At 73.1% G+C, this 26912-nt stretch carries 20 protein-coding genes and 1 tRNA gene; 9 read left to right on the forward strand and 12 right to left on the reverse strand.

Annotated features, from left to right (window positions below; genetic code table 11):
- From JKV81_RS35720 to JKV81_RS35750, 7 genes are all read left to right on the forward strand, one after another.
- Positions 1-1350: a PP2C family protein-serine/threonine phosphatase gene (locus JKV81_RS35720; RefSeq protein WP_202079751.1), complete on the forward strand. Its 1350-nt coding sequence runs from the start codon at positions 1-3 to the stop codon at positions 1348-1350.
- 154 nt (positions 1351-1504) lie between these two features.
- Positions 1505-2866 carry a vWA domain-containing protein gene (locus tag JKV81_RS35725; RefSeq protein WP_129263023.1) on the forward strand — a complete coding sequence of 454 codons (1362 nt, stop codon included), beginning with the start codon at positions 1505-1507 and terminating at the stop codon, positions 2864-2866.
- Between the two features lie 112 nt (positions 2867-2978).
- Positions 2979-4502 carry an FHA domain-containing protein gene (locus JKV81_RS35730; protein ID WP_202079754.1) on the forward strand — a complete coding sequence of 508 codons (1524 nt, stop codon included), beginning with the start codon at positions 2979-2981 and terminating at the stop codon, positions 4500-4502.
- Positions 4503-4574: 72 nt separating this feature from the next.
- Positions 4575-4979, forward strand: a complete 405-nt coding sequence (locus tag JKV81_RS35735) for a globin (RefSeq protein WP_099172619.1) — start codon at positions 4575-4577, stop codon at positions 4977-4979.
- A 149-nt stretch (positions 4980-5128) separates the two neighbouring features.
- On the forward strand, positions 5129-8461 hold the full coding sequence (locus JKV81_RS35740) for an FtsX-like permease family protein (RefSeq protein ID WP_202079756.1): 3333 nt from the start codon (positions 5129-5131) through the stop codon (positions 8459-8461).
- A 1-nt stretch (position 8462) separates the two neighbouring features.
- The gene (locus tag JKV81_RS35745; RefSeq protein ID WP_202079758.1) at positions 8463-11234 is read left to right on the forward strand and encodes an FtsX-like permease family protein; all 2772 of its coding nucleotides are present in this window, start codon (positions 8463-8465) and stop codon (positions 11232-11234) included.
- A complete protein-coding gene (locus JKV81_RS35750) occupies positions 11231-12187 on the forward strand; it encodes an ABC transporter ATP-binding protein (protein ID WP_129263031.1) in 957 nt (318 codons plus the stop codon). The genes JKV81_RS35745 and JKV81_RS35750 overlap by 4 nt, the downstream gene beginning before the upstream one ends.
- A gap of 16 nt (positions 12188-12203) precedes the next feature.
- Here the strand turns inward: JKV81_RS35750 and JKV81_RS35755 are convergent, their stop codons facing one another.
- The 7 genes from JKV81_RS35755 to JKV81_RS35785 form a co-directional block, all read right to left on the reverse strand.
- On the reverse strand, positions 12204-12926 hold the full coding sequence (locus JKV81_RS35755) for a DUF8010 domain-containing protein (protein WP_129263033.1): 723 nt from the start codon (positions 12924-12926) through the stop codon (positions 12204-12206).
- On the reverse strand, positions 12923-13345 hold the full coding sequence (locus JKV81_RS35760) for an acyl-CoA thioesterase (RefSeq protein ID WP_099172624.1): 423 nt from the start codon (positions 13343-13345) through the stop codon (positions 12923-12925). The genes JKV81_RS35755 and JKV81_RS35760 overlap by 4 nt, the downstream gene beginning before the upstream one ends.
- 5 nt (positions 13346-13350) lie before the next feature.
- A complete protein-coding gene (gene ettA, locus JKV81_RS35765) occupies positions 13351-15015 on the reverse strand; it encodes an energy-dependent translational throttle protein EttA (protein ID WP_129263034.1) in 1665 nt (554 codons plus the stop codon).
- Positions 15016-15252: 237 nt separating this feature from the next.
- Positions 15253-16785 carry a Cys-Gln thioester bond-forming surface protein gene (locus JKV81_RS35770; protein ID WP_202079760.1) on the reverse strand — a complete coding sequence of 511 codons (1533 nt, stop codon included), beginning with the start codon at positions 16783-16785 and terminating at the stop codon, positions 15253-15255.
- A gap of 188 nt (positions 16786-16973) precedes the next feature.
- Positions 16974-17399, reverse strand: coding sequence for a single-stranded DNA-binding protein (locus JKV81_RS35775; protein ID WP_124276439.1), 426 nt, complete (start codon positions 17397-17399; stop codon positions 16974-16976).
- A gap of 126 nt (positions 17400-17525) precedes the next feature.
- Entirely contained in the window at positions 17526-19544 is a 2019-nt protein-coding gene (locus JKV81_RS35780; RefSeq protein ID WP_202079762.1) for a YfjP family GTPase, read from the reverse strand.
- Positions 19541-21181, reverse strand: coding sequence for a GTPase domain-containing protein (locus JKV81_RS35785; protein ID WP_202079765.1), 1641 nt, complete (start codon positions 21179-21181; stop codon positions 19541-19543). The genes JKV81_RS35780 and JKV81_RS35785 overlap by 4 nt, the downstream gene beginning before the upstream one ends.
- A 318-nt stretch (positions 21182-21499) precedes the next feature.
- On the opposite strand from JKV81_RS35785, the gene JKV81_RS35790 reads away from it, so the two are divergent.
- Positions 21500-21572, forward strand: a tRNA-Arg gene (locus JKV81_RS35790).
- A gap of 256 nt (positions 21573-21828) precedes the next feature.
- Here JKV81_RS35790 and JKV81_RS35795 read toward each other — a convergent pair.
- Both JKV81_RS35795 and JKV81_RS35800 read right to left on the reverse strand, forming a co-directional pair.
- A complete protein-coding gene (locus JKV81_RS35795; protein ID WP_129263038.1) occupies positions 21829-22260 on the reverse strand; it encodes a hypothetical protein in 432 nt (143 codons plus the stop codon).
- Positions 22261-22513: 253 nt separating this feature from the next.
- Positions 22514-23110, reverse strand: a complete 597-nt coding sequence (locus JKV81_RS35800; protein WP_129263039.1) for an NADPH-dependent FMN reductase — start codon at positions 23108-23110, stop codon at positions 22514-22516.
- Positions 23111-23223: 113 nt separating this feature from the next.
- Between JKV81_RS35800 and JKV81_RS35805 the strand changes: the two genes are divergently transcribed.
- Positions 23224-24063: a helix-turn-helix domain-containing protein gene (locus tag JKV81_RS35805; protein WP_202079767.1), complete on the forward strand. Its 840-nt coding sequence runs from the start codon at positions 23224-23226 to the stop codon at positions 24061-24063.
- A 29-nt stretch (positions 24064-24092) separates the two neighbouring features.
- Here the strand turns inward: JKV81_RS35805 and JKV81_RS35810 are convergent, their stop codons facing one another.
- From JKV81_RS35810 to JKV81_RS35820, 3 genes are all read right to left on the reverse strand, one after another.
- Complete coding sequence (locus JKV81_RS35810) at positions 24093-25409, reverse strand: MFS transporter (protein WP_202079769.1); 1317 nt, start codon at positions 25407-25409, stop codon at positions 24093-24095.
- Positions 25406-26014, reverse strand: a complete 609-nt coding sequence (locus tag JKV81_RS35815; RefSeq protein WP_202079771.1) for an ArsR/SmtB family transcription factor — start codon at positions 26012-26014, stop codon at positions 25406-25408. The genes JKV81_RS35810 and JKV81_RS35815 overlap by 4 nt, the downstream gene beginning before the upstream one ends.
- 97 nt (positions 26015-26111) lie before the next feature.
- Positions 26112-26912, reverse strand: coding sequence for an HAD-IIA family hydrolase (locus JKV81_RS35820; RefSeq protein WP_129263048.1), 801 nt, complete (start codon positions 26910-26912; stop codon positions 26112-26114).

The raw sequence follows: 26912 nt of genomic DNA on the forward strand, positions 1-26912 counted from the left end.
ATGTCACAGAGCCACCAGCAGGCCTCCTTGCCGGGGTGCCCCAGCTGTGAGGAACCGCTGGAGCCGGGCGACCTGTTCTGCGGAGCGTGCGGGTACGACCTGTCGGCCGTGCCCGCGCCGCCGGGCGACCGTCCGACGGTCGCCATCACGGTGCCCGCGCAGGGCGCCGGGGCGGCCGCCGCCGGTGGTCCGGTGGAATGGCCTCCCGCCTCCGTGACGGACAGCGCCGACGTCCCCGCGCCGACGCACCGGCCGGCCGATCTGCCGGGGGTGGACTCGGGCGGCAAGCCCCTGCCCACCGCGGAGGGGACGGCGGTCCGCTACGACGAGCCGGACGCCCCCGAGGGCGGTGCCTCGGGCGACTTCGAGCTGGCCGCACCCGATCCCCGTGCGGCGGAGCACGCCACCGCCGGTGCCGTGGCGGCGGGCGCCAAGGTCTGTGTGGCCTGCCGCTCGGGCCGGGTGGACACCGACGGCTACTGCGAGAACTGCGGTCATGCCCAGCCCCGCGAGCGCGACCACATGGAGCAGGAGCTCGGCCCGGTGGCCGCGGTCAGCGACCGCGGGCTGCGCCACCACCGCAACGAGGACGCGTTCGCGGTGTCCACCACGGCCCTGCCGGACGGTTCACCGGCCGTCGTCGCCATCGTCTGCGACGGTGTCTCCTCGGCGAGCCGCCCCGACGAGGCCTCGGCCGCAGCGGCGGGCGCCGCCAACGAGGCGCTGCTGGAGTCGCTGCCGCGCGGCACGCACCCGCAGCAGGCGATGCACGAGGCGATCCTGGCCGCGTCGGAGGCCGTCAACGCACTGGCCCAGGACCCCGGTCAGGCGCTGGAGCACGATCAGCACCGCCACCAGAACGCCCCCGCCTGCACCCTGGTCGGCGCGATCATGGCGGGCGGTCTGCTGGTCGTCGGCTGGGTCGGCGACAGCCGGGTCTACTGGGTCCCCGAGGACCGCTCCCACGCGTCGGCCCGGCTCACGGAGGACGACTCCTGGGCCGCGCAGATGGTGGCGGCCGGCCTGATGAACGAGGCGGAGGCGTACGCCGACGAGCGCGCCCACGCGATCACGGGCTGGCTCGGCGCCGACGCGTACGAACTGGAGCCGCACACCGCGTCCTTCAAGCCCGACCGGCCCGGCCTGGTGGTGGTCTGCACCGACGGTCTGTGGAACTACGCGGAGGGGGCCGACGAGATGGCCGCCGCCGTGCCGGCCGACGCGTACGAACGGCCGTTGCACGGCGCCCAGGTGCTGGTCGGTCACGCGCTCGACGGCGGGGGCCACGACAACGTAACAGTGGCGCTGCTGCCGTTCGCCGTGACGGCCCCAGGGGCAGGATCGGCCTGAGTCACGATCGGGGCGCCGCCGTCCGGGCGGCGTCCAGCCCTGCCCTGCCCGCCGCCCCGCGCGTCCGCGCTCCGGGCCGGCGTCCGTCAACTCCGTCCGTACGCCTGTCCTCTGTCTTCGTCCTGCATACGTGGAGCCTCAAGGAGCCGATCAGATGGCCAACTTCTCCAAGTCCAGCGTGCCGCAGTTCTCCGTCGAGGTGTACCAGAACGAATTCCTGCCCGAGGGCGGCCGCGACGTCAACGCGATCGTCACCGTCACGTCCACGGGCGGGGGGACAACCGGCGGGGTGCCGCTGGCCGACGGGGCCCCGGCCTCGGCGCGCCGTGCGGGACAGGCGCCGGACGCCGCCGTGGTCCTGATGGTCGACTGCTCGGGCTCGATGGACTACCCGCCGACGAAGATGCGCAACGCGCGCGACGCGACGGCGGCGGCCATCGACACCCTGCGGGACGGCACCCGGTTCGCCGTGGTCGCGGGGACGCACGTGGCCAAGGACGTCTACCCGGGCAACGGGCAGCTGGCGACGGCCGATCCGGTGACCAAGGCCCAGGCGAAGGAAGCCCTGCGCCGGCTGAGCGCGGGCGGGGGCACCGCGATCGGGACATGGCTGCGGCTGGCCGACCGGCTGCTCGGGGCCGCCGAGGTCGACATCCGGCACGGCATCCTCCTGACCGACGGGCGCAACGAGCACGAGTCCCCGGAGGACCTGCGGGCCGCTCTGGACTCCTGTGCGGGCCGTTTCACCTGTGACGCGCGAGGTGTCGGCACCGACTGGGAGGTGAAAGAGGTCACAGCGATCGCCTCCGCCCTGCTCGGCACGGCGGACATCGTCGCGGATCCGGCGGGCCTCGCCGCGGACTTCACGCGGATGATGGAGAACGCGATGGGCAAGGAGGTCGCGGACGTGGTCCTGCGGCTGTGGACGCCCGTCGGTGTGGAGATCGTGTTCGTCAAGCAGGTGGCTCCGACGGTCGCCGATCTGACCGGGCGCCGCACCGAGGCGGGGCCGCGTGCCGGCGACTACCCGACCGGCTCCTGGGGCGACGAATCCCGGGACTACCACGTGTGCGTGAGGGTTCCGGAGGCCGGGATCGGCCAGGAGATGCTGGCGGCCCGGGTCTCGCTGATCCTGCCGCCGCCGTCCGGCGGGGGCACCCCGCAGACCTTGTCCCAGGGTCTCGTACGGGCCGTGTGGACCGACGACATGGTCGCGTCCACGTCGATCAATCCTCAGGTGGCGCACTACACAGGACAGGCGGAACTGGCACAAGTCATCCAGCAGGGACTCGATGCGCGTAAATCGGGAGACTTCGACGGCGCGACGGCCAAACTGGGCCGTGCGGTGCAGCTCGCGTCGGTCTCCGGAAACGCGGATACTGCGAAACTGCTTTCGAAGGTGGTCGACGTCGTCGACGCGGCGACCGGTACTGTGCGACTGAAAGCGAGGGTCGCGGAAGCGGACGAGATGACACTCGAAACGCGCTCGACCAAGACAGTTCGCGTCAAGAAATAGCGACACGGACGACAGGAACGCAGCCGTACGGAGGGCCGCCCCGGCCGACCGGACGGTGCACCGACCAGCATGGCGGCCTCCGGGCCGGACGAGGAGAGGGGGAAGCGCCGACATGCCGACCTGCCCGAACGGACACCAGTCGGGTTCCGAGGACTGGTGCGAGGTCTGCGGACACCGCATGGCCGGGACGGGCGCGCCCGCGGGCGCGGTCCCGCCGCCGCCTCCCCCGCCGCCCGCGCCCGGTTACGGATACCCGGGGCCCGGCTCCGGGGAGCCGACCGCACAGGCCGAGCTCTGCCCGCAGTGCCGCACCCCGCGTGAGGCGATGGCGCCGTACTGCGAGGAGTGCCGCTGGAACTTCCTCACCAACACGGCGACGTCGTACACCCCGCTGGCCCCGCAGGGCGGCGTGGGCGGCCCGGCTCCCGGGCTGAATCTGCCGCCCGGCTTCCAGGCGCAGCAGGCCCCGCCGCCGCAGCAGCAGCGGGACCCGTTCGAGTACCAGGGCTCCCGGCCCTCACAGGTGAACCGGCCGGCCGAGCCGCTCTCGCCGGAGCAGGGCAGCCGTCCCGGGCCGCCGCCGCCCCCGCCGTCGTTCCAGCAGGGTCCGCCGCCTCCGCCTGCGTTCCAGCAGCAGTCGCCGTCCCCGTTCGAGTCACAGGGTCAGCAGGGACAGCAGGAGCAGCAGGAGCAGCGGGGACAGCACGGTCCCGGCGCTCAGGGTCCTGGTCCGCAGGGGCCCGGACAGCAAGGCCCTGGCCAGCAGGGCCCCGGTCCGCAGGGCCGGAACCCGCAGGGCCCGCCGTCCCCGTTCGAGCCGCAGGGCCGTCCGGGCCAGCAGGTCCCCGGCCAGCAGGGTCCCGGTCCGCAGGGACAGGGCCCTCAGGGTCCCGGCCCGCAGGGTCCGGGCGGGCCGCAGGGTCCCGGCGGCCCTCAGGGTCCCGGCCAGGGTGGCCCGCCGTCGCCGTTCGAGCCGCACCGGCAGGGGCCTCCTCCCCCGCCGTCGTTCCAGCAGCAGTCCGCGCCGCCCGCGCCCCAGCGCCCGCAGGCCCCGGGCCAGGGCGGGGACGACGACTGGATGCTGCCGCCGCCCTCGCAGCAGCAGCATCCGCAGGCCTTCCAACAGGGCCCGCAGACGCCCCAGGCGCCGCTGGCTCCGCAGACATCGCAGCCCCCGCAGCAGCAGTTCCCCGGGCAGGGCCCCGCCCAGGGCGGACGGGACCAGGGGCCGGGCAGCTGGACGGCCGTCATCGGCCCGGACCGCGACTACTTCCTGGCGATGATGCAGCGCAGCGGCCCCGAGGCGACGGGGCTCAACCTGCCCGCGTACTCCCCGGAGCAGCACCTCCCGCTCACCGGCAACCAGATCACCATCGGGCGCCGCCGGCACAGCACCGGCGAGTCCCCCGACATCGATCTCGCCGTGCCGCCGGAGGACCCGGGCGTCTCGCACCAGCACGCGGTGCTGGTGCAGCAGCCGGACGGCACCTGGGCGGTCGTCGACCAGAACTCCACCAACGGCACCACGCTCAACGGCGCCGAGGACCCCATCCAGCCCTATGTCCCCGTCCCGCTCCAGGACGGCGACCAGGTGCACGTGGGTGCCTGGACGACGATCACGGTCCGCCGCGACTGAACCGCACGCTCCGGCCGGGGCAGGAGTCCTAGGACTCCTGACCTCGGCCGGTGTGTCTGCGACGATGGACAGGTGACAGAGATTCCGCGCGACACGCTTCAGGAGCAGACCTTCTACGAGCAGGTCGGCGGCGAGGAGACCTTCCGGCGCCTGGTCCACCGCTTCTACCAGGGCGTCGCGGACGACCCGCTGCTCCGGCCGATGTACCCGGAGGCGGATCTGGGCCCCGCCGAGGAACGGTTCGCGCTGTTCCTCATGCAGTACTGGGGCGGACCGCGCACCTACAGCGACCAGCGGGGACACCCGCGGCTGCGGATGCGGCACGCCCCGTTCCAGGTGGACCGGGCGGCGCACGACGCCTGGCTCGGGCACATGCGGACCGCCCTCGACGAGCTCGGCCTTCCGCCCGAGCAGGAGCGGCAGTTGTGGGACTACCTCACCTACGCCGCCGCCTCGATGGTCAACACGGAGGGATGAGCCGGCGTGCGGAATGCGGTGCTCCGCTGCCGCATAACGGTCACGATCCCATCAAGGTGCACCCACAAGCGGTTTCCAGGAGCCCGTGCACTCTGAAAGCATCCGGTACACGTCGGGGGGCGTGCGGCTGCTGAGGTTCGGGGGATCAGGTGACGGGGTTCGTCCTTCTGCGGGTGCGCGCGCACCGGCTCCTCCTCGCCGCCGCGGTCCTGGCCGTCCTGCTCACGACGTGTGTGCTGGCCGCGCTCACCGCGTTCTCGGGTTCCATGGGCGACGCCGCGCTGCGCCACACGCTCACCCACCGCTCCGCCGCGCAGGCGTCCCTGTTCGTCTCCGCGGATGTGGACCGCGCACAGAGGGACGAGGCCGACGCCGCCGTACGCCGGGCGGCGGGTGAGACGTTCGACGGGCTGCCGGTGACCGTACGGAAGCTGGAGAGCTCGGGGGCGTACGCACTGCCGCCCGGCGCCCAGGCGCCCGCCGCGCAGCGCGACGAGCCCGATCTGACGCATCTCGCCTCGCTCGACCGCAGCCGGATCCGTGTCACCGCGGGGCGCCTGCCGGACGCCGGGGCGGGAGGCGCGGGGGAACGGGTGCAGGTCGCCCTGCCGCGCACCGCCGCCGAGGCGCTGAAGCTGAAGCCGGGCTCCCGCCTCACCCTCACCGACCGGCTGGCGGAGACACGGCTGCCCGTCGAGATCACCGGCCTGTACGAGGCGTCCGACCTGGAGGACCCGTACTGGCAGCTGGACCCGCTGGCCGGGCGCGGTGCCCGCAAGGTCGTCTTCACCACGTACGGCCCGCTGCTGGCCGACCCGGCGGTGCTCGCCTCCTCCCGGGTCAGCGCCGGGCCGGTGTCCTGGCTGGCCGCCGCCGACTTCCGGGCGATGACGACCGGGCGGACCGAGGCGCTGCACCGGGCGGCGACGGACGGTCCGAAGGCGCTGTCCGCCTCCCCGCTCTTCGGGGACGGGGCGACGGTGCGGACCGCGCTGCCGACCGTCGTCGACCAGATCGAGCGGGCGCTGCTGGTCTCCCGCTCCACCATCATGATCGTCGCGGTGCAGCTGGTCCTGCTCGCCGGGTACGCCCTGCTGCTCGTGGCCCGGCTGCTGAGCAGCGAGCGCGGTGGTGAGACCGAACTGCTGCGCGCCCGGGGCGGATCCCGGGGCCGCATCGCCTCACTGGCCGCCGTCGAGGCGCTGCTGCTCGCGGTGCCCGCCGCCGTCGTCGCGCCGCTGCTCGCCGGTCCGCTGACCCGGCTGCTGGCCTCCCGGAGCGAGCTGGGCCGCATCGGGCTGCGGCTCGACGGCGGTGCGGACGGCACGGTCTGGCTGGTCGCGGGCGCCGTCGCGCTGGTGTGCGCGCTCGCCGTGGTCGCACCGGCCCTCGCGGAGGGCGCGGGAGGCCGCCGGGGCGCCCGGTCCGCGGCGCTGCCCACACCGGTGCGCGCGGGCGCCGACATCGGGCTGCTGCTGATCGCGGGGGTGGCCTACTGGCAGCTGGACCGGCAGACCGGGGCATCCGGCAGCGGCGCGCTCAGCGGTGACCGGTCGGGTGAGCTGGGCATCGATCCGCTGCTGGTCGCCGCCCCGGCGCTGGCGCTCCTGGCGGGCACCGTCCTGACCCTGCGTCTGCTGCCGCCGGCCGCCAGGCTCGCGGAGCGCCGTGCGGCGGGTGGCCGGGGGCTGTCGGCGGCCCTGGCGGGCTGGCAGTTCAGCCGCCGGCCGCTCCGGGGCGCGGGACCGGTGCTGCTGCTGGTGCTGTCGGTGGCGATGGGCATGCTGGCCATCGGCCAGAGCGCGTCCTGGGACCGTTCGCAGAGCGACCAGGCGGACTTCAGGTCCGGCGCGTCCGTGCGCATGGTCGGCACGCTGTCGGGCGACCCGGCGAAGGCCGCCCCGTACACGGAACTGCCGGGAGTGCGGGAGGCGGCCCCCGCCTTCCGTACGACCGCCGACCTCTCCGGCGGCCGGACGGCCGAGGTGCTCGCCCTGGACACCGCGCACGCGGACGAGGGAATGCTGATACGGGAGGACCTCTCCGGGGCGTCCTCGCGGGAGCTGTTCGAAGCGATCGCCCCGTCGAGGACGGCACGGGCCGGGGTGGTCCTGCCGAAGGGCAGCGAACGGGCGCTGTTCGATGTGCGGATCCGTGACACCTCGGCATCCGGCGGGAGGTCACCGTCCGGTTCGACGGTGCTGGTCAGCGTGTTGCTGGAGGACCGTTACGGCATCGGGTACCGGATCGGGGCGGGCAGGGTGCCGGTCGACGGCGGTACGCACCCCCTGTCCTTCCCCGTGTCCGCCGCCGGCGAGCTGGCGGTGACCGGCTTCGAGGTGGACGGTGAGGTGCCCGCCGTACGCGCCGAGACGCGTCTGGTCTCCGTGACGGGGCTCCGGGCCCTCTCCGGGGACGGGAGCGAGCAGCAGGCACCGGCCGCCGACGGCGTCCGCTGGCAGGCCGCGGCGACCCTGTCCGACGGGGGCGAGAGCCGCCCGGGCGGGAAGGTCCGGGAGGTGACCGGCTCGGGCGCCTCCCCGTCCTTCCGGTACGACAGCGACGCCCTCCCGCCGGACGACTCTTTCTGGGGCAGCGGCGCCTCGGTCGGCACCCTCCGGATCACCGCCGCCCGGCCCGCCGCCCCCGCGCTGAAGGCGGTGGCCACCGATGCGTATCTGACGTACGCGGGGGCGAAGCCGGGGCAGGAGATCGACCTCACGCTGGCGGGCAACACGGTCCGGGTGAAGCTGGTGAAGTCGGTGCGGGAGCTCCCGACGACCGGTCCCGGCGCGGCCGCGGGCTCGCCCGGGGGCGTCACGGAGGAGTCGTCCGCGAAGCCGGGCGGCAGTCTGCTGCTGGACCTGAGGGCGGTGTCGGAGGTGCTCGCCCACCGGACGGGCGCCACCCTCGCGCCCACCGAGTGGTGGCTGAGCGCCGCGCCCGGCGACGGCCCGAAGGTGGCGGCGGAGCTGCGCGCGCTGCCCGGCACCGATCCGGCGCAGGTGCGGGTGCGGGACGAGGTGGCGCGGGAGCTGGCGGACGACCCGCTGGGAGCGGGGCCGCAGTCCGCGCTGCTGGCCGTCGCCGTGGTGGCCGCCGCGCTCGCCGCCGTCGGGTTCGCCGTCGGCCTGGTGGGGTCGCAGCGCGAGCGGGCCGCCGAGTTCGCCGTGCTGCGCGCGCTGGGCGCGCCCCGCCGCAGGCTGGCCCGGACGGCGGCCGCCGAACAGGGCGTCCTGATCACCCTGGCCCTGCTCATCGGACTCGCCCTCGGGGCGGTGCTCACCCGGGCCGTCGTACCGCTCGTCGTGCTGACCGGCCAGGCCACCAGGCCGGTACCGGACGTGCTGGTCCTGCTGCCGGGTGGCCAGGTCGCGGTCCTGCTCGCGTCGGTCGCCGCACTGCCGCTGCTGATCGTCGCCGCGGTCACACTGCGCCGCGCCGATCCTGCGGTGTCGCTGCGCCACCAGGGGGACAACTGACATGAACGCCGCCAAGATCCCTGCCGCCTGCGCCCCCTGGGTGCGTACGCGGCTGCGCACCGCCCCCGGAATCCCGGCCGCCCTCGCGGTCCTGGTGTTCCTGACCGCCTTCCTCGCCGCCGCGTTCCCGCGTTCCGTGGACGCGTACGAGACGAAGGCGCTGCGCCATGACGTCACGACGGCGGCGCCCGGGCAGAGTGTGCTCGAAGTGGCCACGCCGCCGCCCTCGCTCGCGGTGGCGCGCCCGAAGCGTGAACAGGTCCTGCGGGAAAAGTCGCTGGCCGGGGTGGACCGCGCGCTGGTGACGTCGCTCCCCGCGCCCGTACGGGCCGATGTGCCGCTCTCCTCCTACGGGGTGCACACCACGAAGCCGATCGTCGCGGAGGAGCCCTGGCTGCCCCGCCCCAACGCGATGCCCCCGCAGCTGCACTACGCGGTCCCGTCGGCGCTCGACAAGCACAGCAGGCTCACCGCGGGCCGCTGGCCCACCACGCACGGCGAGGTGACGGCCGGCACCCGTGAGGTGGAGGCCGCCGTCACCGAGGAGACCGCGGCGGAGCTGAGGATGAAGCCGGGCTCGACGGTCACGGTGCCCACCCAGAACGGGAAGCAGGTGACCGTCCGCATCACCGGCCTGGTCACCCCGCTGCACCCGGAGAGCGGCTACTGGTCGGTGGACCCCCTCTACCGCGCCCCCTCGCTGACGCCGGACCCGGGCTCCCCGACGCCCGTCTTCTACTGGACGGCGACGCTGCTCCTGGCCTCCGACAGCGGGCCCGCGCTGCTGGACACCACGGGCGAGCCGGAGCTGTACTGGCGCCTCGCCCCGGACCCCTCCGGCCAGACCGCGGCCGACGTCCCCGGGCTGCGGGACGCCGTCGCCTCGCTGGAGAACGGCCCCGAGCTGCTGAAGCTGCGCGCCGCCGTCGGGCCCAACACGACGCTGACCACGGACCTGGACGCGATCCTCGACTCCTACACGGCGATCCGTACGGCCATCGGCCCCGTGGTCACGGTCGCCGCCGTGGGCATCGGCGCGGTGGCGGCCGTCGTCCTGCTGATGACGGGCGGGCTGATCGGCGCCCGCCGTCACCACGAGCTGGCCCTGCTGCGCTCGCGCGGCGGCTCGCTGCGGGGCATCGGCGGGCGGCTGCTGGCCGAGACGGCGGTGGCCGTACTGCCGGCGGCGGCGCTCGGGCTGCTGCTGGCCGTCCTCCTCGTCGGCGAGGCCCGGTTCCTGCCCGCCCTGGTGGGCGCCGCCGCCGTCGGGGTGCTCGTCTGCCTGGTGCTGCCGCTCCGTACGGCCCTGGGCCACCGCAGGCCGCTGCTGCACGGCGCCCGCGAGGACATGGTGGACGCCAGGCCCTCCCGGCGCCGTACGGTGGCCGAACTGACCCTGCTGGTCCTGGCCGTCGGCGCGGTCGCGGCGCTGCGCCGCCGTGGCACGTCGACGGGCTCGGACGCGGATCTGCTGGTCAGCGCCGCCCCGGTGCTGGTGGGGCTGATCGCCGCGCTCGTCCTCGTACGCCTGTATCCGCTGCCGCTGCGGCTGGCGGCCCGCCCGGTGGCGCGGCTGCGCGGGGCGGTCGGCTTCCTGTCGTTGGCCCGCGCGGGGCGGGCCTCGTCCAGCGGCACGCTCCCCCTGCTGGCCCTGCTGATCGCGCTGACCACCGCCGCGTTCGGCGGCTCGGTGCTCGCGGGGGTCGCGGACGCCCGGGACGAGGCGGCGCTGCGGGCCGTCGGCGCGGACGCCCGGATCAGCGCGGAGGGCGGGCTCTCCCCGCTCTCCGACGGCTTCGTGCGTCAGGTGCGGGCGGTGGACGGCGTCGAGGATGTCACCGCCGTACGCATCGAGTACGGGACCCCGCTCGCCGCCGCCACGGACGTCAGGTCGGACACGAAGCGGGCGACCCTCATGGGCGTCGACCCCGAGGCGTACGCCCGGCTGGCGCGCGGCACCGGGCTGCCGGCCTTCCCGGCCGCCACGCTGGAGAAGGGGGCGGGGAAGGGCGAGGCGCTTCCCGCGATCGTCTCGCCCGCGCTCGCCGAGCGGCTCGGGAAGCGGCCGCACACCGTACGGTCGCAGGCGGGCGACATCGAGGTACGGGTCGCCGGGGTGCTGGCGCGTACCTCCGCGGTGAGCGGCTCGGAGTTCCTGATCGTCGATGCGAAGCGGCTCGCCCAGCCGGGTCCCACGACGCTGCTGGTCACCGGTTCCTCCCTCGACGGGGAGCAGTTGACGGCCGCCGCGCGCGAGGCGGGGCCGCAGTCCGAGGTGCGGCTGCGGTCGGCGGAGCGCGAGCGGTTCGTGGACACCCCGATGCAGTCGGGCGCCGAACGGATCTACGGGGCGGCCGTCGTGGCGGGCGCCGGATACGCACTGCTCGCCGTGCTCCTCTCCCTGTTGCAGACGGCCCCGGAGCGCGCCACGCTCCTGGCCCGGCTGCGGACCATGGGGCTCACGACGCGGCAGGGGCGGCGGCTGCTCGCGTCCGAGGCGATGCCGCAGGCGCTGCTCGCCGCGTTCGGCGGGCTCCTCGTCGGCTGGGCGACCATCGCCCTGCTGGCACCGGGCGTCGATCTGGGCGCGCTGGCACTGGCCGGCGGCGACCCCTCGACGCCGTACACCATTTCGCTGCGGGCCGACCTCCGGTCGCTGGTGCTCCCCGCGGCCGGGGTGGTCGTCCTCGCCGCCGCCGTGGCGGGAGTGCAGGCGTGGTGGGCGAGCCGTCGTGGATCGATCAAGGAACTCAGGGCAGGAGACACCCGGTGACATCGTCGACAGAGACCACCCTGGCGGAGCTGGAACAGCGGGCCGCGGCCCGTCGTGACCGGCCCTCGTACGGGCATGACGCCCTGATCGCCTGCGACCGGCTGGTGCGCATCTTCTCCACGGACGGTGTGGAGGTGCAGGCGCTCCAGGGCCTCGATCTGCTGGTCACCGAGGGTGAGTTGATGGCACTGGTCGGCGCCTCGGGCAGCGGGAAGTCGACGCTGATGAACATCCTGGCGGGCCTGGACGTGCCCACGGCCGGGTCGGCGAAGGTGGCGGGCTGCGACCTGCTGGCGATGGGGCAGAAGGAGCGGCTGCGCTACCGCCGCGACGTCGTCGGCTTCGTCTGGCAGCAGACCTCCCGCAATCTGCTGTCGTACCTCACCGCCGTACAGAACATCACGCTCCCCATGCAGCTGCGCGGCGGCAGCCGCAACCGTGAACGGGCCGCGCGCGCCGAGTCGTTGCTGGAGATGCTGGACGTCGCGGACTGCCGTGACCGGCGCCCCGCGCAGATGTCGGGCGGGCAGCAGCAGCGGGTGGCGATCGCGGTGGCCCTGGCCAACAACCCGTCGGTGCTGCTGGCCGACGAGCCGACCGGTGAGCTGGACTCGGCGACCGGCGAGCAGGTGTTCGCGGCGTTCCGCCGGGCCAACGAGGAGCTCGGCACGACGATCGTCATCGTCACCCATGACCAGGCGGTGGCGAGCGAGGTACGCCGCACGGTCGCGATCCGCGACGGCCGTACGTCCTCCGAGGTGCTGCGCACCACCGAGGTGGACGAGGCGACGGGGCAGGAGTCCCAGGTCGCCCGGGAGTACGCGATGCTCGACCGGGCGGGCCGGCTGCAGCTTCCGGCCGACTACACGGAGGCGCTGGGGATGGAGCACCGGGTGATGCTGGAGCTGGAGCAGGACCACATCGGGGTGTGGCCGGACGCGCCGAAGGAGTAGCTTCTCCCGGCTCGGGTCAGGCGGTCCCGACCGTCACGGCGAGCGTGCCGAGCCCGCCGGAGCCCGCGCCGCGCAGGGCGATCGAGCCGAACGGGGTGCGCAGCCGCAGCCAGGCACCCGCGGTGAGCAGCGCGACGGGGAAGTCGGGTGCCGGGCGCAGGAAGCCGAGGGACTGGGCGGCATGGACGGCGCGCAGCGGGAGTTCGGTGTCCCCGACCGTCCGCGACCAGATGTCACGGCCGATCAGGTCGCGCTCCGCGCGCGTACGCCGCTCCTCGGGCAACGCCGCATCACGGGCCCGGAATTCGGCGACCGCCTCGGTGAGGCGGTCACGCAGGTCGACGGGGTCCGGCAGCCCCGGGCGCTCCTGCCAGCCGCCGCGCGGCGGCAGCATCCCGGCCCACGGCGGTCCGGTGACGGGCGCCGGCAGGGCGCTGACACCGGGCGCTTGGTCGGACCCGTCCGTGCCGGGCGCCTCGGCCCCGTCCGTGTCGAGCGCTTCGAGGAGTTCACCGGCGGAGACCGTGACGTCGAAGTCGTGGACCCCGGAGAGGCGGACCGTGCGCACGGCGAGCACCTCGAACGACGGCGGCCTGCCGAAGACGGCCAGCGCACCGCCGCCCGCCTGGAGGCGGACGGCGGCGGCCCGGTCGTAGTGCAGCAGCCGGCCGAGGAAGGCGGCGAGATCCGCCGCCTCCCTCGCGTCGGCGAACCGCAGCGACCGCACGGGCACTGTCATGCGACGGCAGGCTCCTGGTCGAGGTACTCCTGGAGGAAGAGCTTCTCCTCGGCGGTGATCCGCCGGGGCCGCTCCGCCGCCAGGTCGTAGGGCACGACGACCGTCGAGGCCCGTACGTACACCTGCTCGGGGTCCTTGACCTCGTAGGCGATCGTCAGCGACGCCGCGGTGATCTTCGTGACCCAGGACTCGATGGTCACCGGCGCGTGCCGGTGGACCAGCGGGCGCACGTAGTCGATCTCGTGCCGGGCCACGACGGACCCGCCCGCGAAGGACGGCGAACCGTCCCCCGGCGCCAGCCGGAACATGAAGTCGATGCGCGCCTCCTCCAGGTAGCGGAGGAAGACCACGTTGTTCACGTGGCCGAAGGCATCCATGTCCGACCAGCGCAGCGGGCAGCTGTAGATATGACGGGCCAAGTCGATCAGCCTCGCGTGAGCTTCTTGTAGGTGGCACGGTGCGGGCGGGCCGCGTCCGCACCGAGACGCTCGATCTTGTTCTTCTCGTACGACTCGAAGTTGCCCTCGAACCAGTACCACTTGGAGTCGCCCTCGTACGCCAGGATGTGCGTGGCGACGCGGTCCAGGAACCAGCGGTCGTGGGAGATGACCACCGCGGCACCCGGGAACTCCAGCAGCGCGTTCTCGAGCGAGGAGAGGGTCTCGACGTCGAGGTCGTTGGTGGGCTCGTCGAGGAGCAGCAGGTTGCCGCCCTCCTTGAGCGTCAGCGCCAGGTTGAGGCGGTTGCGCTCACCACCGGAGAGCACACCGGCCGGCTTCTGCTGGTCCGGGCCCTTGAAGCCGAACGCGGAGACGTACGCCCGCGACGGCATCTCGACCTGGCCGACGTTGATGTAGTCCAGCTCGTCCGACACGACGGCCCAGAGGGTCTTCTTCGGGTCGATGTTGGCGCGGGACTGGTCGACGTAGGAGATCTTGACCGTGTCGCCGACCTTGATGGCGCCCGAGTCGGGGGTCTCCAGGCCCTGGATCATCTTGAACAGCGTGGTCTTGCCCGCGCCGTTCGGACCGATGACACCGACGATGCCGTTACGCGGGAGCGTGAACGACAGGTCGTCGATGAGGACCTTGTCGCCGAAGGCCTTGGAGAGGTTCTCGACCTCGACGACGATGGAACCGAGCCGCGGGCCCGGCGGGATCTGGATCTCCTCGAAGTCCAGCTTCCGCATCTTGTCCGCCTCGGCCGCCATCTCCTCGTAACGGGCGAGACGTGCCTTGGACTTGGTCTGCCGGCCCTTGGCGTTGGAGCGGACCCACTCCAGCTCTTCCTTGAGCCGCTTGGCGCGCTTCTCGTCCTTACGGCCCTCGACCTTGAGGCGCGTGGCCTTCTTGTCGAGGTACGTGGAGTAGTTGCCCTCGTAGGGCAGGGCGCGGCCGCGGTCGAGTTCGAGGATCCACTCGGCGACGTTGTTCAGGAAGTACCGGTCGTGCGTCACGGCGACGACGGCGCCCGCGTACTTCGAGAGGTGCTGCTCCAGCCAGTTCACCGACTCGGCGTCGAGGTGGTTGGTGGGCTCGTCGAGGAGGAGCAGGTCCGGGGCCTCGATCAGCAGCTTGCAGAGCGCCACACGGCGCTTCTCGCCACCGGAGAGGGTGGTCACGGGCCAGTCGCCGGGCGGGCAGCCCAGGGCGTCCATGGCCTGCTCCAGCTGGGCGTCGAGGTCCCAGGCGTTGGCGTGGTCCAGGTCCTCCTGGAGCTTGCCCATCTCGTCCATGAGCGCGTCGGAGTAGTCGGTCGCCATGAGCTCGGCGACCTCGTTGAAACGCTTGAGCTTGCCCATGATCTCGGCGGCGCCGTCCTGGACGTTCTCCAGGACGGTCTTGCTCTCGTCGAGCTCCGGCTCCTGCATGAGGATGCCGACGCTGAATCCGGGCGACAGGAACGCGTCACCGTTGGACGGCTGCTCGAGGCCCGCCATGATCTTCAGCACCGTGGACTTACCGGCGCCGTTGGGCCCCACGACACCGATCTTCGCGCCGGGCAGGAAGTTCAGGGTGACGTCGTCGAGAATCACCTTGTCGCCGTGCGCCTTGCGCGTCTTGCGCATGGTGTAGATGAACTCAGCCAAGAGAAACCGTCCGGCAGCAATAGAGGTGTGGGCAGATACACCCATCTTGCCTGACGTCGGTACCCGGACGGAAACCAGTCCGGCCTCCGGTACGGGCCCGGCGCCCCCGACCGGGCCGTCCGGAGCGGCCCCGGGAACGCGAACGGCCCGGTACGGAGGTCCGTACCGGGCCGCTCACCGGCGCATTCGCGCAGCGCCCGTGCTCAGTCGGTCACCGCGCGGCCACTCACCGCTCGGTCACTCGCCGCTGTCCTGCGGCTTCTTCCGGCGGAGCAGGAAGACCGCGCCGCCGCCGAGGACGACGAGGGCGATGGCGACACCCGCGATGACCGGGGTGGCGCTGGAGCCGCCGGTCTCGGCGAGGTCACCCTCGGCACCGGTGGAGCTGGTGCCGGTGCTGGCGGGCACCGGCTCGGTGCCGGTCTGGGTCGTGATGTCGTCACCCGGGACGGGGGTGCCGGCGGTCCGGCAGTCCAGGACGCCCTTGAAGTTCTTGCTGAAGCCGCCGGGGCCGGTGATCGTGAAGTCGTACGCCTGGTCCTCGGCGACCGGGATCGTCACCGTGCGGGTCTCGCCCGCCGCGATGGTGTGCTCGGTGCCGGCCAGCTCGAAGGTGAACGCCTCGTCGCCCTTGTTGCTCGCCGTGATGTCCACGCCGCCCTTGGCGCAGTTCTTCTGCGCGGTGAGCGCGGGGACCGCGCCCTTCTCCGCCCAGGTCGCGGTCGCCGTCGCGGTGACCGTGGACTCGCTGGACCCGGCGAGGATCATGGTCTGGCTCTTGGTCAGCCCGGCGAAGACCCGGCCGACCGGCACGGACGTGGTGGCCTGGACCGTCAGCGAGGCGGAGCCGTCCGCGGCATCCTCGGGGATGTCGAAGTAGAGGCCGGTGCCGTCGGCCGCCTCGATGACGGGCTTGCCGTCCTTGTCGGTGACCTTGACCCCGCCGGCGGCGGCGTCGGCGGGCGGGGTCACCGAGACCTGGCCCGCGTCGGTGTGCACGGTGACCGGGCCGACCCGCTCACCGGCCTTGCCGGAGACCGCGGCGGGCTCCAGCGAGACGGACGCCTTGGGCTCCGCGACGCTCTCGGCCGTCTTCTCCAGCCAGTCGGCCAGCTTCTCCGCGTGCTCGTCCTTGGCCTCGACATCGGCCTTGTCCGAGAAGCGCCAGATCGCGACCTGGGTGCCCGCCGCCGCCGTCTTCGCGGTGAGCGGCCCGGAGCCCGCCTCACCGGCGAGCTCGGCGAGGTCGTCGACCTGCGGGTAGGAGTGCTGCAGGATCCAGCGGATCTTGCCGGCGTTCTCGTTGGCGCCGAGCGAGGTCTGGTCCCAGGGGGTCTCCAGGTACTTCGCCCGGTCCTGGGTGGGGTTGTGGATGTCGATGCAGTACGTCTTCAGCTGGCCGCCGCCCTCGACGCCCAGCTCGAACAGCCCGGCGGGCAGCTCCTGCGTCGTGGCGGGCTTGCCGTCCTCACCACCGGTACGCAGGACGGCGCTGTCGTAGGTCTTCAGCCCGTCCAGCACGGCGGTCGCCCCGCCCTGGTGCTGACCCGTCTCGTCCGCCGTCGCCGCCGTCGCACCGACGAGGGTTCCCGCGGCGACGAGCCCGCCGACCAGGACCGAGGCGGCCGCCCTGACGAGACCGCGGCCCCTGCCGGCGCCGCCGGCAGGCCCCTGGCCGTGCCGCTTACTCCTGCTCCCGCTCCGGTTCCCTAGGAAACCCTCCGTCGCCGCCGTCGACGACGAAGTGGATGCTGAAGACACAGAAAACACAGAATTCCCCTCCGGGCGAGACCTTCACGCTTGATGCGCGTGTGGGAGGTGTCTCGCCAGCAAACTCAAGTGCCGCATGAGTACGGGGGAATCGTATGGAGCGAGCGAAGGGGATTCCCCCGTCATGCCATCAGATAAGCATTCCGACTCGTAATCGTTACAGCCCTGTTCGGCGCGCCCCCTCCTCTTCAGGACACCGATGCCATTTCCGTGGCCGGTTTCTGACGATGCGTAGGCGCGGTCAAGGTGGGATCGGCTCTGACCACCCGCCGGAACGCCGCCGTTCCCCTGGTCAGGTCGTGTCCCACCGCCACGGCCTCGACGTCCACGGAGGTCTTCCACACCCCGTCCCGCTCCTCCTCGCGCACTTTCAGACGGCCGTGCACGACGAGCGGCTCCCCCACCGAGACCGAACCGGCGAGATTCGTCGCAAGGGTCCGCCGTGCCCACACCGTGTAGAAACTGGTGCGGCCGTCCGCCCAGATCTGCTGCTCCCGGTCCCATCGCCGGGGCGTCACCGCCATACGGAATCTCGCCGTCGGCCCGGTCGCCGCGTCCCGGAAGTCCACTGCGGTCGCGGCGTTTCCCACCAGCGTCACCAAGGTCTCGTTCATTTTTACGTCCCCCCGATTCCTGCGTCTGTCCGTGCGTCCGGCTGGACGTCCGTCCGGCTGTACGTCCGTCCGATCCGCTGCACACCATGCTGGACCGGAACCAGGAATCCCGTGGGGGCCTGTGGATTACCCGCCGGTTGTGGACAACTCCGTCACCGCCACGTACCGCTCCCGCACCTCGCGGTAGCGCGCCAGCTCCGCGGCGACGGGGTCGAGGACCCTGACCCTGCCGCACCCGGCGGCGGCCTCGCGGAGCCTCCGTTCCGCCTCCTGCCCGTACCGGCGGGCGGGTCCCCGCGCCGCGGCCGCGCAGGACCACTCGACGAGCGGCCCGCCGACCACACCGGCCAGCATGAGCAGGGCCGGGGTGAGCAGGCCCGGTTCGAGTACGCCGATGATCTGGCCGAGCAGCCACAGGCCGCCGAAGATCTGGAGCAGCGTCATCGAGGCCTGCGCGAGCACGGCCGCGGGCCACCACGCCGGGCGCGGCGGCCTGGACCCACGGCCGCCCGGGGTCCCGCCGGCGGGCGTGGACGTCCTGCCCGGGGAGCCCGATCCACGCCGGCCCGCACCCGTCGCCGTACCGACGCCGCCCGAACCCTTCGCATCCGGACCCTGTGCGCCCTCGTCCTCGGATCCCCGTGCGCCCCGGCCCTTACCCCCGGGGCCGACCCGGGCGGATCCCGTGTCCGCGTTGCTGCCGCGCCCCCGGCCACCGGCGCCCGCCTGCGCGTTCCGCGACAGCTCGTCCAGCGCCTCGGGGAGCCCCTTCGCCCCGTTCACGGCCGTCTCACGCACCGCCTGCGCCCATGGCGCGGGCAGCCCGTCCACCGCGTCGTCCGCCAGCTTCCGTACGGCCTGCTCCACCCGCTGCCGGGCGGTGAGCTCCTCCTCGGGCGGTGCGAGCACCTGCGCCATCAGGTCGAGGCCGCCGCCCAGCTGCCGGGTGGACTCGTACCAGCGCCACAGCCGCAGCCAGGGCGTCCCGCAGGCCCGCCCGGCGTTCCTGCGCCACTCGCGCTCCGCCGCCTGTCCGGCCGCCGCCGCGCCCACGGCTTCCGCGAGCCGGTCCGTGAACTGCTCGCGGGCCCGCTCGCCGAGCCCCGGCCGCCCCTCGGCGACGTACACCGGACGGAGCCGCGCCGCGGCCGCGTCCACGTCGGCCGAGAGCCTGCGCGCCGCCGCCGTACGGTCCTGGACGAACGTGCCGAGCACCTCGCGCAGATCGCCCACCCCGGCCCCGGTGAGCGCGGACAGGGACATGACGGTGGCGCCGGGCTCCCCGTGCTCCCCCACCGCCATGCCGTCCTCGTCGAGCAGCCTGCGCAGGTCGTCGAGGACCAGGTCGGCGGCCTCCGCGGAGAGCCGGTCGATCTGGTTGAGCACGACGAAGGAGATCTCGGCGTGCCCGGCGAGCGGCCGCAGATAGCGTTCGTGGAGGGCCGCGTCGGCGTACTTCTCCGGGTCGACGACCCAGATCACGGCGTCGACCAGGGCCAGCACCCGGTCCACCTGCTCCCGGTGGCCGGTCGCCGCCGAGTCGTGGTCGGGCAGGTCCACCAGGACGAGCCCCTGGAGGGCCTCGTCGGTGGCCGTGCCGCCCTGCACGGGCCTGCGCCGGAGCCGGCCGGGGATGGCCAGCCGGTCGAGCAGTCCGGCGGCGCCGTCGGTCCAGCTGCAGGCGATCGGGGCCGAGGTGGTCGGCCTGCGCAGCCCGGTGTCGGAGATCTGGACGCCCGCGAGCGCGTTGAAGAGGGTGGACTTCCCGCTGCCGGTGGCGCCCGCGATGGCGACGACCGTGTGCCGGGAGGAGAGCCGCTGACGGGCCGACGCCTCGTCGAGCACCCGGCCCGCCTCGGCGAGGGTGTCCCCGTCGAGCCGGGCGCGGGAGAGCCCGACCAGTTCGCGCAGCGCGTCCAGCCGCGGCCGCAGGGGGCTGCCGGGCAGTCCGTACGCCTCGACCTGGGGCCCCGGTTCGTCCTCCTGCGGGGTCCGTGCGGCCTCCGCGTCCTCCTGGGCGGCCTCGGCGGCGCGGCGCGCGATGAGCCCGTCGTCCCAGCGCCGTCCGTCGTCCCCCGGGGCGTCCTTGGCGCCTTCGGGCTCTCCCTGCCCGTGGTCCCGGCCCTGGTCAGTGACGGCAGTCATCGCTGCCACCTCTCCTTCTGCAGTACGGACAGCGCGGCGATGAGTTCGGCCTGCGGCTCGGGAGCGACGTCGAGCGCGTCCAGCGGGGCGAGCCGCCGGTCGCGCTCGCCGTGCAGGACCCGGTCCAGGCAGTCGGTGAGCAGTGCCCCGCCTTTGTCGCGGAGGCGCAGCGCCCCCTGGGCGCCGATCCGTTCGGCGAGCTGTTCCCCGGCGCCCCTGGCGCGGCGCCCCCCGAGGAGGGCGGCGGCCAGCAGCGCCGCGACCGTCTCGGCGTCGGGAGCGGCACTGCGGTCGAGCAGCCGGGCCTCTTCCTCGGCCAGTTCCTCCAGGACCCGCCGCCAGCGGCGTACGGCCATCCCGATGCGGCCCTGGATGTCCTCGGCGGGACCCCACCCGCCGGCTTCCCGGCCCGCGTCCTCGAACCGGAAGTCGCCGGCGGCGGGGTCGCGCTGCCAGGTCGTACGGATCTGCTCGTCGGAGGCCGCCACGGTGCACTGGAGCAGGGCCGCGAGGCTCTCCACGAGTGCGTCCAGCAGTTCGCCCGCGGTGCTGTAGAGCGGATAGCCGCGCCACCGGGTGCGGGCGCCGCCGGCGAGCACCGCGCCGTCCCTGAGCCGCCGCCGTACGCGCGCCAGCTCCTTTCCGTACGCCTCCTCGACCACACCGGTCAGCCGTACGGCCGCGGCGTACTGCGCGGCGACGGCCCCGGCGAGTTCGGGCATCCGTACGTTGAGCGAGTCGATGACCCCGGACGCCGTGCGTCCCACGGCCTGCTGACGGGCCGCCGGGTCGTGCGCCCGGTGGGTGAGCCAGGCGCGCAGGGGCGCGACGGCGGTGGTGGGCAGCAGCCCGCTGCCGCCGCCCGCGGACTCGGGCAGCTCCGGGATGGTGAAGCGGGGCACGTCGCCGAGGCCGGCCCGGGTGAGCAGGGCGGCGTACTGCCGGGACACCTCGGCGATCACCTGGTGGGGCACCCGGTCCAGGACGGTGACCAGGGAGGCGTCGTACTCCTTGGCGGTACGCAGCAGATGCCACGGCACCGCGTCCGCGTACCGGGACGCGGTGGTCACCATGACCCACACGTCGGCGGCGCAGATGAGTTCGGCGGCCAGGACCCGGTTCCGTACGACGAGGGAGTCGATGTCGGGGGCGTCCAGGAGCGCGAGCCCCCGGGGCAGGGTCGCCGCGGTCTCGACGCGGAGGACGGTGTCGTCGCGGTCCCCGTCGCCGAGGTGGTCCAGCCCGTCCGGGTCGGGGACCTGACCCGGAGGCAGCCACACCCGGGTCAGCTGCGGCAGCACCCGCACCCCGGCGAACCAGTGGTGGTCGTCCGGGTGGCAGACGAGCACGGGGGTCCGCGTCGTCGGGCGCAGCACACCGGCCTCACTGACCCGGCAACCCACCAGGGAGTTGACCAGCGTCGACTTGCCCGCGCCGGTGGAACCGCCGATCACCGCGAGCAGCGGCGCCTCGGGATCCTTGAGCCGGGGTACGAGGTAGTCGTCGAGCTGGGCGAGCAGTTCGGTCCGCGTCTGCCGGGCGCGCGGGGCGCCCGGCAGCGGAAGTGGAAGACGCACGGCAGCGACACGGTCGCGCAGGGCGGAAAGTGCGTCGATGAGCTGGGGCCGTACATCCATGGTTACCACATGTGAAGAATGCCCAATTTTGACGCCTTTTTGAAGCGTATAGGCCCCTCTGCGCGGCGGATCCATCCCCGGGGACAGAGGGGACGAGTGGGGCGCAGGCATAACGAGTGCACAACACCCGGGGCGTGAGGCGCCAAAAGCGGTGCATGAATCGCACCTACCTGCGATTATCGGTTCGCTTCACCGAACCTCCACATCGTGCCACGCAGGTGAAGCAACCGGGACGAGGCGATCTGAGCCCTATCCTTGTCCCCGCAAGGTCACGGATGGCTTGAACCAGCGCCTTCCGGGGCACCAGGCCGACACCCGGCCCCCGTAGCTCAGTGGATAGAGCAGGCGCCTTCTAAGCGCTTGGCCGCAGGTTCGAGTCCTGCCGGGGGCGCTCAGCCCGCACAGCGTGAGGCCCTCCCTCGGGAGGGCCCTTTTTGCGGGTCAGCACGTGGGGCGGCACGCGGGTCGACATGCGGGTCACCGCACCGTAACGAGGGCGGCGTAGCGAACGCGTAAGCGCCGGGCCGGCCTCGCTCGGCTGCGAGGGCGGTCCGGCACGGTCCGGTCTTCCGAGTGCCGGGGGCGCGCGGCGTGATTACGTCCGCCGGCGGACCCCGGGACTCCTTGCTCCTGGGACGATCAGCGATTCACTTCTTCACGGGCGGGCAGGTGCCCGTGTCCTCGCCGATGGAGTTGATCTCGGCGTTGGAGCGGGAGTCCTCCGCGTAGTTGATCTGGTCCGTGCACTTGGTGTCCGGGTCCTTCGGCGTACCCGCCGCCTCACCGGCCTTCTGCACCGGCGGGCACGTCCCCGTGTCCTCACCGATGGAGTTGATCTCGGCGTTCGACCGCGAGTCACCCGCGTAGTTGATCTGATCCGTGCACTTCGCGTCGGACTTCGCGGGCGTGTCGGACGACTTGCCCTCCACCGTGCCGGACTCCGCGGTGTTCGAGGTCGTCACCGATGAGCTGCTCGCAGAGGAGGACGCGTTGTCGCCACCGTCGTTGTTGCACGCCGTCAGCGCCAGGCCGAGGGCCACGGCGGTCATGGTCAGTACCGAGATCTTCCGAGTGCGCATGCTGGTCTTTCCTCTGCGTGGGGAGCGGGCGGCCGAGCTGGGGCGATGGTCCGCCCGTGTGGCTTTGTACCTCCCGAGACGGCCGGTCTGGTTGCCCGAGTTGCCTCTTGATCGTCTTCAGGACACGTTCGTGACATGACGGTGGCCGCGTCGCGAAATCCGCACCGGGCGTCGGCGCGGATGAGCGCAGCGCACGCGGGAGCGCCGGACCCGCCTCCCAGGTCGTGCGGAGGGGGCCCGGCGCCGGGTTCCGTCAGGCGGGGTACGGATTCGCCTCGCGCGCCGTCCGCAGGGCGCCCGCCCACCAGGCCAGTTGTTCGAGCAGCGTCTTGGCGTACCCGGGCGCCTCGGGGTCGAGGGGACGGCCGCCCTCCCACGCCGTGAAGTAGTTCGGGAAGGCGAGACCGTCCCGGATCGTCACGGCGTGCAGTTCGGTCAGTACGTTCTCCAGGTGCAGCACCGCGTGCCGGCCGCCCGCCGCCCCGCCGTAGCTCACGAACGCGACGGGCTTGGCCGTCCACTGGGTGAAGTGCCAGTCGATGGCCGCCTTCAGCGACGCGGGATAGCTGTGGTTGTACTCCGGCGAGACCACGACGAACGCGTCGGCGCCTTCCAGCGCCGACGTCAGCGCCGCCATCCCGGCCGGGCGGGGGTAGTCGTCCCCGGCGTACTTCGGCGACGCCGCCGGAAGCTCCAACGGGATGTCGATGTCGGCCAGATGGACGATGTCCACGTCGAACGCGCCGTGGGCAGCGGCCTGTTCGGCGACCCACGAGGCCACGACCGGGCCGAACCGTCCCTCGCGGACGCTTCCGACGAGGATCACCAGCTTGTGCCTGTTGTTGTCCATGCCCTCACGATCGGACCGCCCCGCGGACGCAACCAGACCGTGCTCAGGCTGGCCCCCGCAGGGCCACCCTCAGCCCTCGGCGATCCGCCCGCAGCCCCCATATCCTCGGACGCATGGGGACGCCGTTGGGAGACTTCATCCGGGCCAAGCGTGACAGCATCCAGCCGCAGTCGCTGGGCCTGCCGGACCACGGACGCCGCAGGGCACCGGGGCTACGGCGCTCGGACCTCGCCGGGCGGGCCGGTATCAGCGTGGAGTACCTGACCCGCCTGGAACAGGGCCGCGACCGCAACCCCTCGGTCGCGGTGGTGAACGCGGTCGCGGACGCGCTCAGCCTCAGCGTCTCCGAGCGCGACCACCTGCGCTTCCTCTCGAAGATCACCGGCGGCGAGTGCACCGCCCACGCCCGGCCCGCCCCGCCGCTCCGCGAGGTCCGCCCACCGGTCCTGGAGACGCTCCGCCTCCTCGAACCGGGCATCGCCATGGTGACCAACCGGCTGGGCGACGTCCTCGCCCGCACCAGCGCGTACGAGTCGGTGACCGCGGGGACCGGGCTGCTCGACACCGACGCCCCGAACCTCACCCGCTACGTCTTCACCGACCCCCGCGCCCGGACGTTCTTCACCGACTGGGACGCCGTCGCGGACGAACAGGCCTTCGACCTGTGGCTCGCACCGTCCGTCGAGAACTCCGAGTGGCTCACCGCGGAACTCGCCCCCGTCGCGGGCCCCGACTTCACCCGCCGCCTGAACGGCCATGAGGTCCCGCGACGCGGGGTCCTTCGCCTCAACCACCCGGCCGGGGGCGAACTCCGCCTGCTCCGCGAGACGCTCGACCTCCCCTCGGACGCCCAGCAACTGGTCGTCTTCCTCCCCGCCGACGAGGAGACGTCGCAGGCACTGACCCGGCTCCGCGACCTGCCGCCGCACGGGCGGCTCCGGGCCATTTCGTGAAGGATCCCTGGCTTCGCCTCATGTCGTCGTCAACAGGGCACCGGTCGATTGCCGTCGTCCTCGTCGCCCTCCATGTCCGCGACGCGGTCCGGGGCAAGGGAGCGGATGCCCGGGATCGGTGAGGGCAGCAGCCAGAACAGTGACAGGGCTCCACCGACGGCGGCGATGACGAGGGTCGCCCTCAGACCGAGATGGGTCGCGAGCAGGCCACCGACGACGGCGCCGACAGGGCGGACGCCGTAGTTGATCGTGCTGTACGCGCCGGCGACACGGCTGCGCATGCCATCGGGGATCACAGCGGCCTGGAGTGAATTGAGGTTGACGTCGAACAGCATGACGCCGAAACCGGAGAGGAACTCGGTCGCGGCCAATGCTCCGGCACGGAGCCAGAGAGGGCCGTCCGCCGCCGCGGTGATGGCGAGCGGCGCCGGGAACAGCACCGCGCCCACGACGATGCTGCGCCCCACACCGATCCGCCGCGAGATCTTCGGAGCGAGCACAGCGCCGAGCAGGGCGCCCATCGCCCCGATCCCGAACGCGACCCCGATCACTCCTGCGGAGAGCCCGAGGCTCCGGTTGGCGAACAGGACGATCAGGCCGCTGCCCGCGACGAAGGTGAAGAAGTTGACGGTCGCCGCGCAGCCGAGACCGGCCCGCAGCACCGGGTGCCGGAAGATGAACGACAGGCCTGCCCTGGCTCGCCGCAGCAAGGAGGGAGCCGCCGTACCGGCGGAATCTTCCGGTGGCTCGTCGACCGAGACCTGGCCGAGCAGGACCGCCGACACCAAGAAGGTCAGGGCGTCCACCACGAGGGTGACGGGTGCGGTCAGCGCCTGGACCAGGACTCCCCCGATGGCCGGGCCGGCGACATGGGACACGGAACGGCTGGTGCTGAGTTTGCTGTTCGCGTCGACGTAGGACGTGCGCGACACGAGGCGCACGAAGAACGGCGGATAGGCGGTGTTGAACAGCACCCCGGCGGCACCGGTCAGCAGTGCCACGGCATACAGCTGCCCCAACGTCACCGCTCCCAGCAGGTAGGCCCCCGGGATGCTGAGCAGCACCGCGGCGCGTACCAGGTCGGCGAGGATCATCAGACGGCGTTTGCGGGCCCGTTGGTCGACCCACGCACCCAGAAGGATCGCGAGCAGGTTCGGGGTCCAGCTGAGTGCGGTCAGCCATGCCACCTCGTTGGGCGACGCGCTCAGGGCGCTGACGGCGATCAGGGGAAGGGCCAGCTCGGTGATCCGGTCGCCGAACTGTGAGACCGACTGCCCGGCCCAGAAGCGGCGGAACGGCCGGTCCCGCCACAGGGATATCCCGGCGGTACGGTCCGCGCCGCTCATGAGGCCGGCCCGTCCTGTCGCTCACCGTCTTCCGGCAGGACGTAACGCATCAGCCGTACGCCACGGCTGTCGGCCGGCCGATCCTTGGGGTCGCGCATGACGTACGGCGCGAGAACGCGCTCGATCCCGTCCTCGATCGCGGCGAGCTCATCGGCGGAGACGACGACGCGGGTGTCGGCCAGCCCGGCCAGCCTGCGCCATGTCGTATCGAGTCCTGGCTCGACCTCGTCCGCCCATCGGTTCGGAACATCCGCGCGACGCAGGAACATCTGCTGCGACAGCACCCGGGCGGCCGACCGGCCCTCCTCGTCCGCCGGGTCCTGCGGGGACTCGAACCGGAAGCCGCGTGCCACCGCCTCCCACCGCCGCTGGCGGCGGTCCGGGCCGGGCTCGCTGTCACGGATGAGTCCGAAGCCCGCCAGGTGGCGCAGATGCCAGCTGGTCACCGTCGGGGTCGCTCCCACATGGGGCGCCAGTTGCGTTGCGGTCGCCGGACCGTGCCGCTGAAGGTGATCGAGGATCGCCAACCGCACCGGGTGCGCCAGCGCCCTCATCGCCTGAGGGTCGGTGATCTCGATATCGCCCAGGTGGTTACGGGAGTTCATGATGTGAGAGTGTCCTCTCACAATTTACGGGAGTCAACACTCGACCGACCGGACCGATGCCCCTGCCGGTCCCATGGCGGGCCTGCCCCGTCCTCCCTCAGCCACCCAACCGCTCCACCAGCCCCGGCACGTCCGCGAAGGAGTCCAGTACGTGGTCCGGGGCTCCGGCCGCCGCCGCGAGGGTCTCCGGGCGGTACTTGCCCGTCCGCACCAGCGCCCCCGTGATGCCGTGCCGCTGGGCCGCGAGCACGTCCGTGTCGATGTCGTCGCCCACCATCAGCGTCCCGCCCGGGGTGGCGCCGAGGTGGGCCAGGGCCGCCGTGAAGAAGGCGCCGGAGGGCTTGCCGGTGATGACGGCCTCCGCACGTGCGGCGCGTTCCAGGCCGAGGAGGAAGGCGCCGGTGTCGAGGTCGAGGCCGTCGGCGGTGCGCCAGTACAGGTTGCGGTGCATGGCGACCAGGGCCGCGCCCTGCTGGACGAGGCGGAAGGCGCGGTTGAGGGCCGCGTACGTGAAGGCGCCGCCCGCTCCCCCGAGGACGACGACATCGGGTACGGCCCCCTCGGTGTCCTCCTCCTCGACGAGGGTCACGCCGGACAGGTCGCCCCGTACGTCACCGGTGTTGATCAGCAGGCAGCGGGCCTCGGGGTGGTGTTCTCGGAGGTGGGCGGCGGTGACGGCGGGCGCCGTGAGGATGTCGTCGGGGCCGATGGGGAAGCCGTGGTCCGCGAGCCGCTCGGCGATCCGGGCGCGCGTCCGCGACGTGGTGTTGGTGACCAGCGCCAGCGGGACGTCCGCGGCGCGCAGCCGCCGCATGGCCTCCACGGCGCCCGGCAGCGGTTCCCAGGACACCGTGAGCACGCCGTCGATGTCGATCAGGACCGCGCCGTTTCGCTCCAT

Source organism: Streptomyces silvae, from assembly GCF_016745505.1.
Taxonomy (GTDB): domain Bacteria; phylum Actinomycetota; class Actinomycetes; order Streptomycetales; family Streptomycetaceae; genus Streptomyces; species Streptomyces silvae.

Bases quoted from the DNA above. Each gene is read 5' to 3' on its own strand.
- JKV81_RS35725 (WP_129263023.1), top strand. From the start codon at position 1,505: ATGGCCAACTTCTCCAAGTCCAGCGTGCCGCAGTTCTCCGTCGAGGTG.
- JKV81_RS35810 (WP_202079769.1), bottom strand. From the start codon at position 25,409: ATGAGCGGCGCGGACCGTACCGCCGGGATATCCCTGTGGCGGGACCGG.
- JKV81_RS35820 (WP_129263048.1), bottom strand. From the start codon at position 26,912: ATGGAGCGAAACGGCGCGGTCCTGATCGACATCGACGGCGTGCTCACG.
- JKV81_RS35785 (WP_202079765.1), bottom strand. From the start codon at position 21,181: ATGGATGTACGGCCCCAGCTCATCGACGCACTTTCCGCCCTGCGCGAC.
- JKV81_RS35720 (WP_202079751.1), top strand. From the start codon at position 1: ATGTCACAGAGCCACCAGCAGGCCTCCTTGCCGGGGTGCCCCAGCTGT.
- JKV81_RS35730 (WP_202079754.1), top strand. From the start codon at position 2,979: ATGCCGACCTGCCCGAACGGACACCAGTCGGGTTCCGAGGACTGGTGC.
- JKV81_RS35805 (WP_202079767.1), top strand. From the start codon at position 23,224: ATGGGGACGCCGTTGGGAGACTTCATCCGGGCCAAGCGTGACAGCATC.
- JKV81_RS35815 (WP_202079771.1), bottom strand. From the start codon at position 26,014: ATGAACTCCCGTAACCACCTGGGCGATATCGAGATCACCGACCCTCAG.
- JKV81_RS35780 (WP_202079762.1), bottom strand. From the start codon at position 19,544: ATGACTGCCGTCACTGACCAGGGCCGGGACCACGGGCAGGGAGAGCCC.
- JKV81_RS35755 (WP_129263033.1), bottom strand. From the start codon at position 12,926: ATGACAGTGCCCGTGCGGTCGCTGCGGTTCGCCGACGCGAGGGAGGCG.
- JKV81_RS35745 (WP_202079758.1), top strand. From the start codon at position 8,463: ATGAACGCCGCCAAGATCCCTGCCGCCTGCGCCCCCTGGGTGCGTACG.
- JKV81_RS35775 (WP_124276439.1), bottom strand. From the start codon at position 17,399: ATGAACGAGACCTTGGTGACGCTGGTGGGAAACGCCGCGACCGCAGTG.
- JKV81_RS35795 (WP_129263038.1), bottom strand. From the start codon at position 22,260: ATGCGCACTCGGAAGATCTCGGTACTGACCATGACCGCCGTGGCCCTC.
- JKV81_RS35800 (WP_129263039.1), bottom strand. From the start codon at position 23,110: ATGGACAACAACAGGCACAAGCTGGTGATCCTCGTCGGAAGCGTCCGC.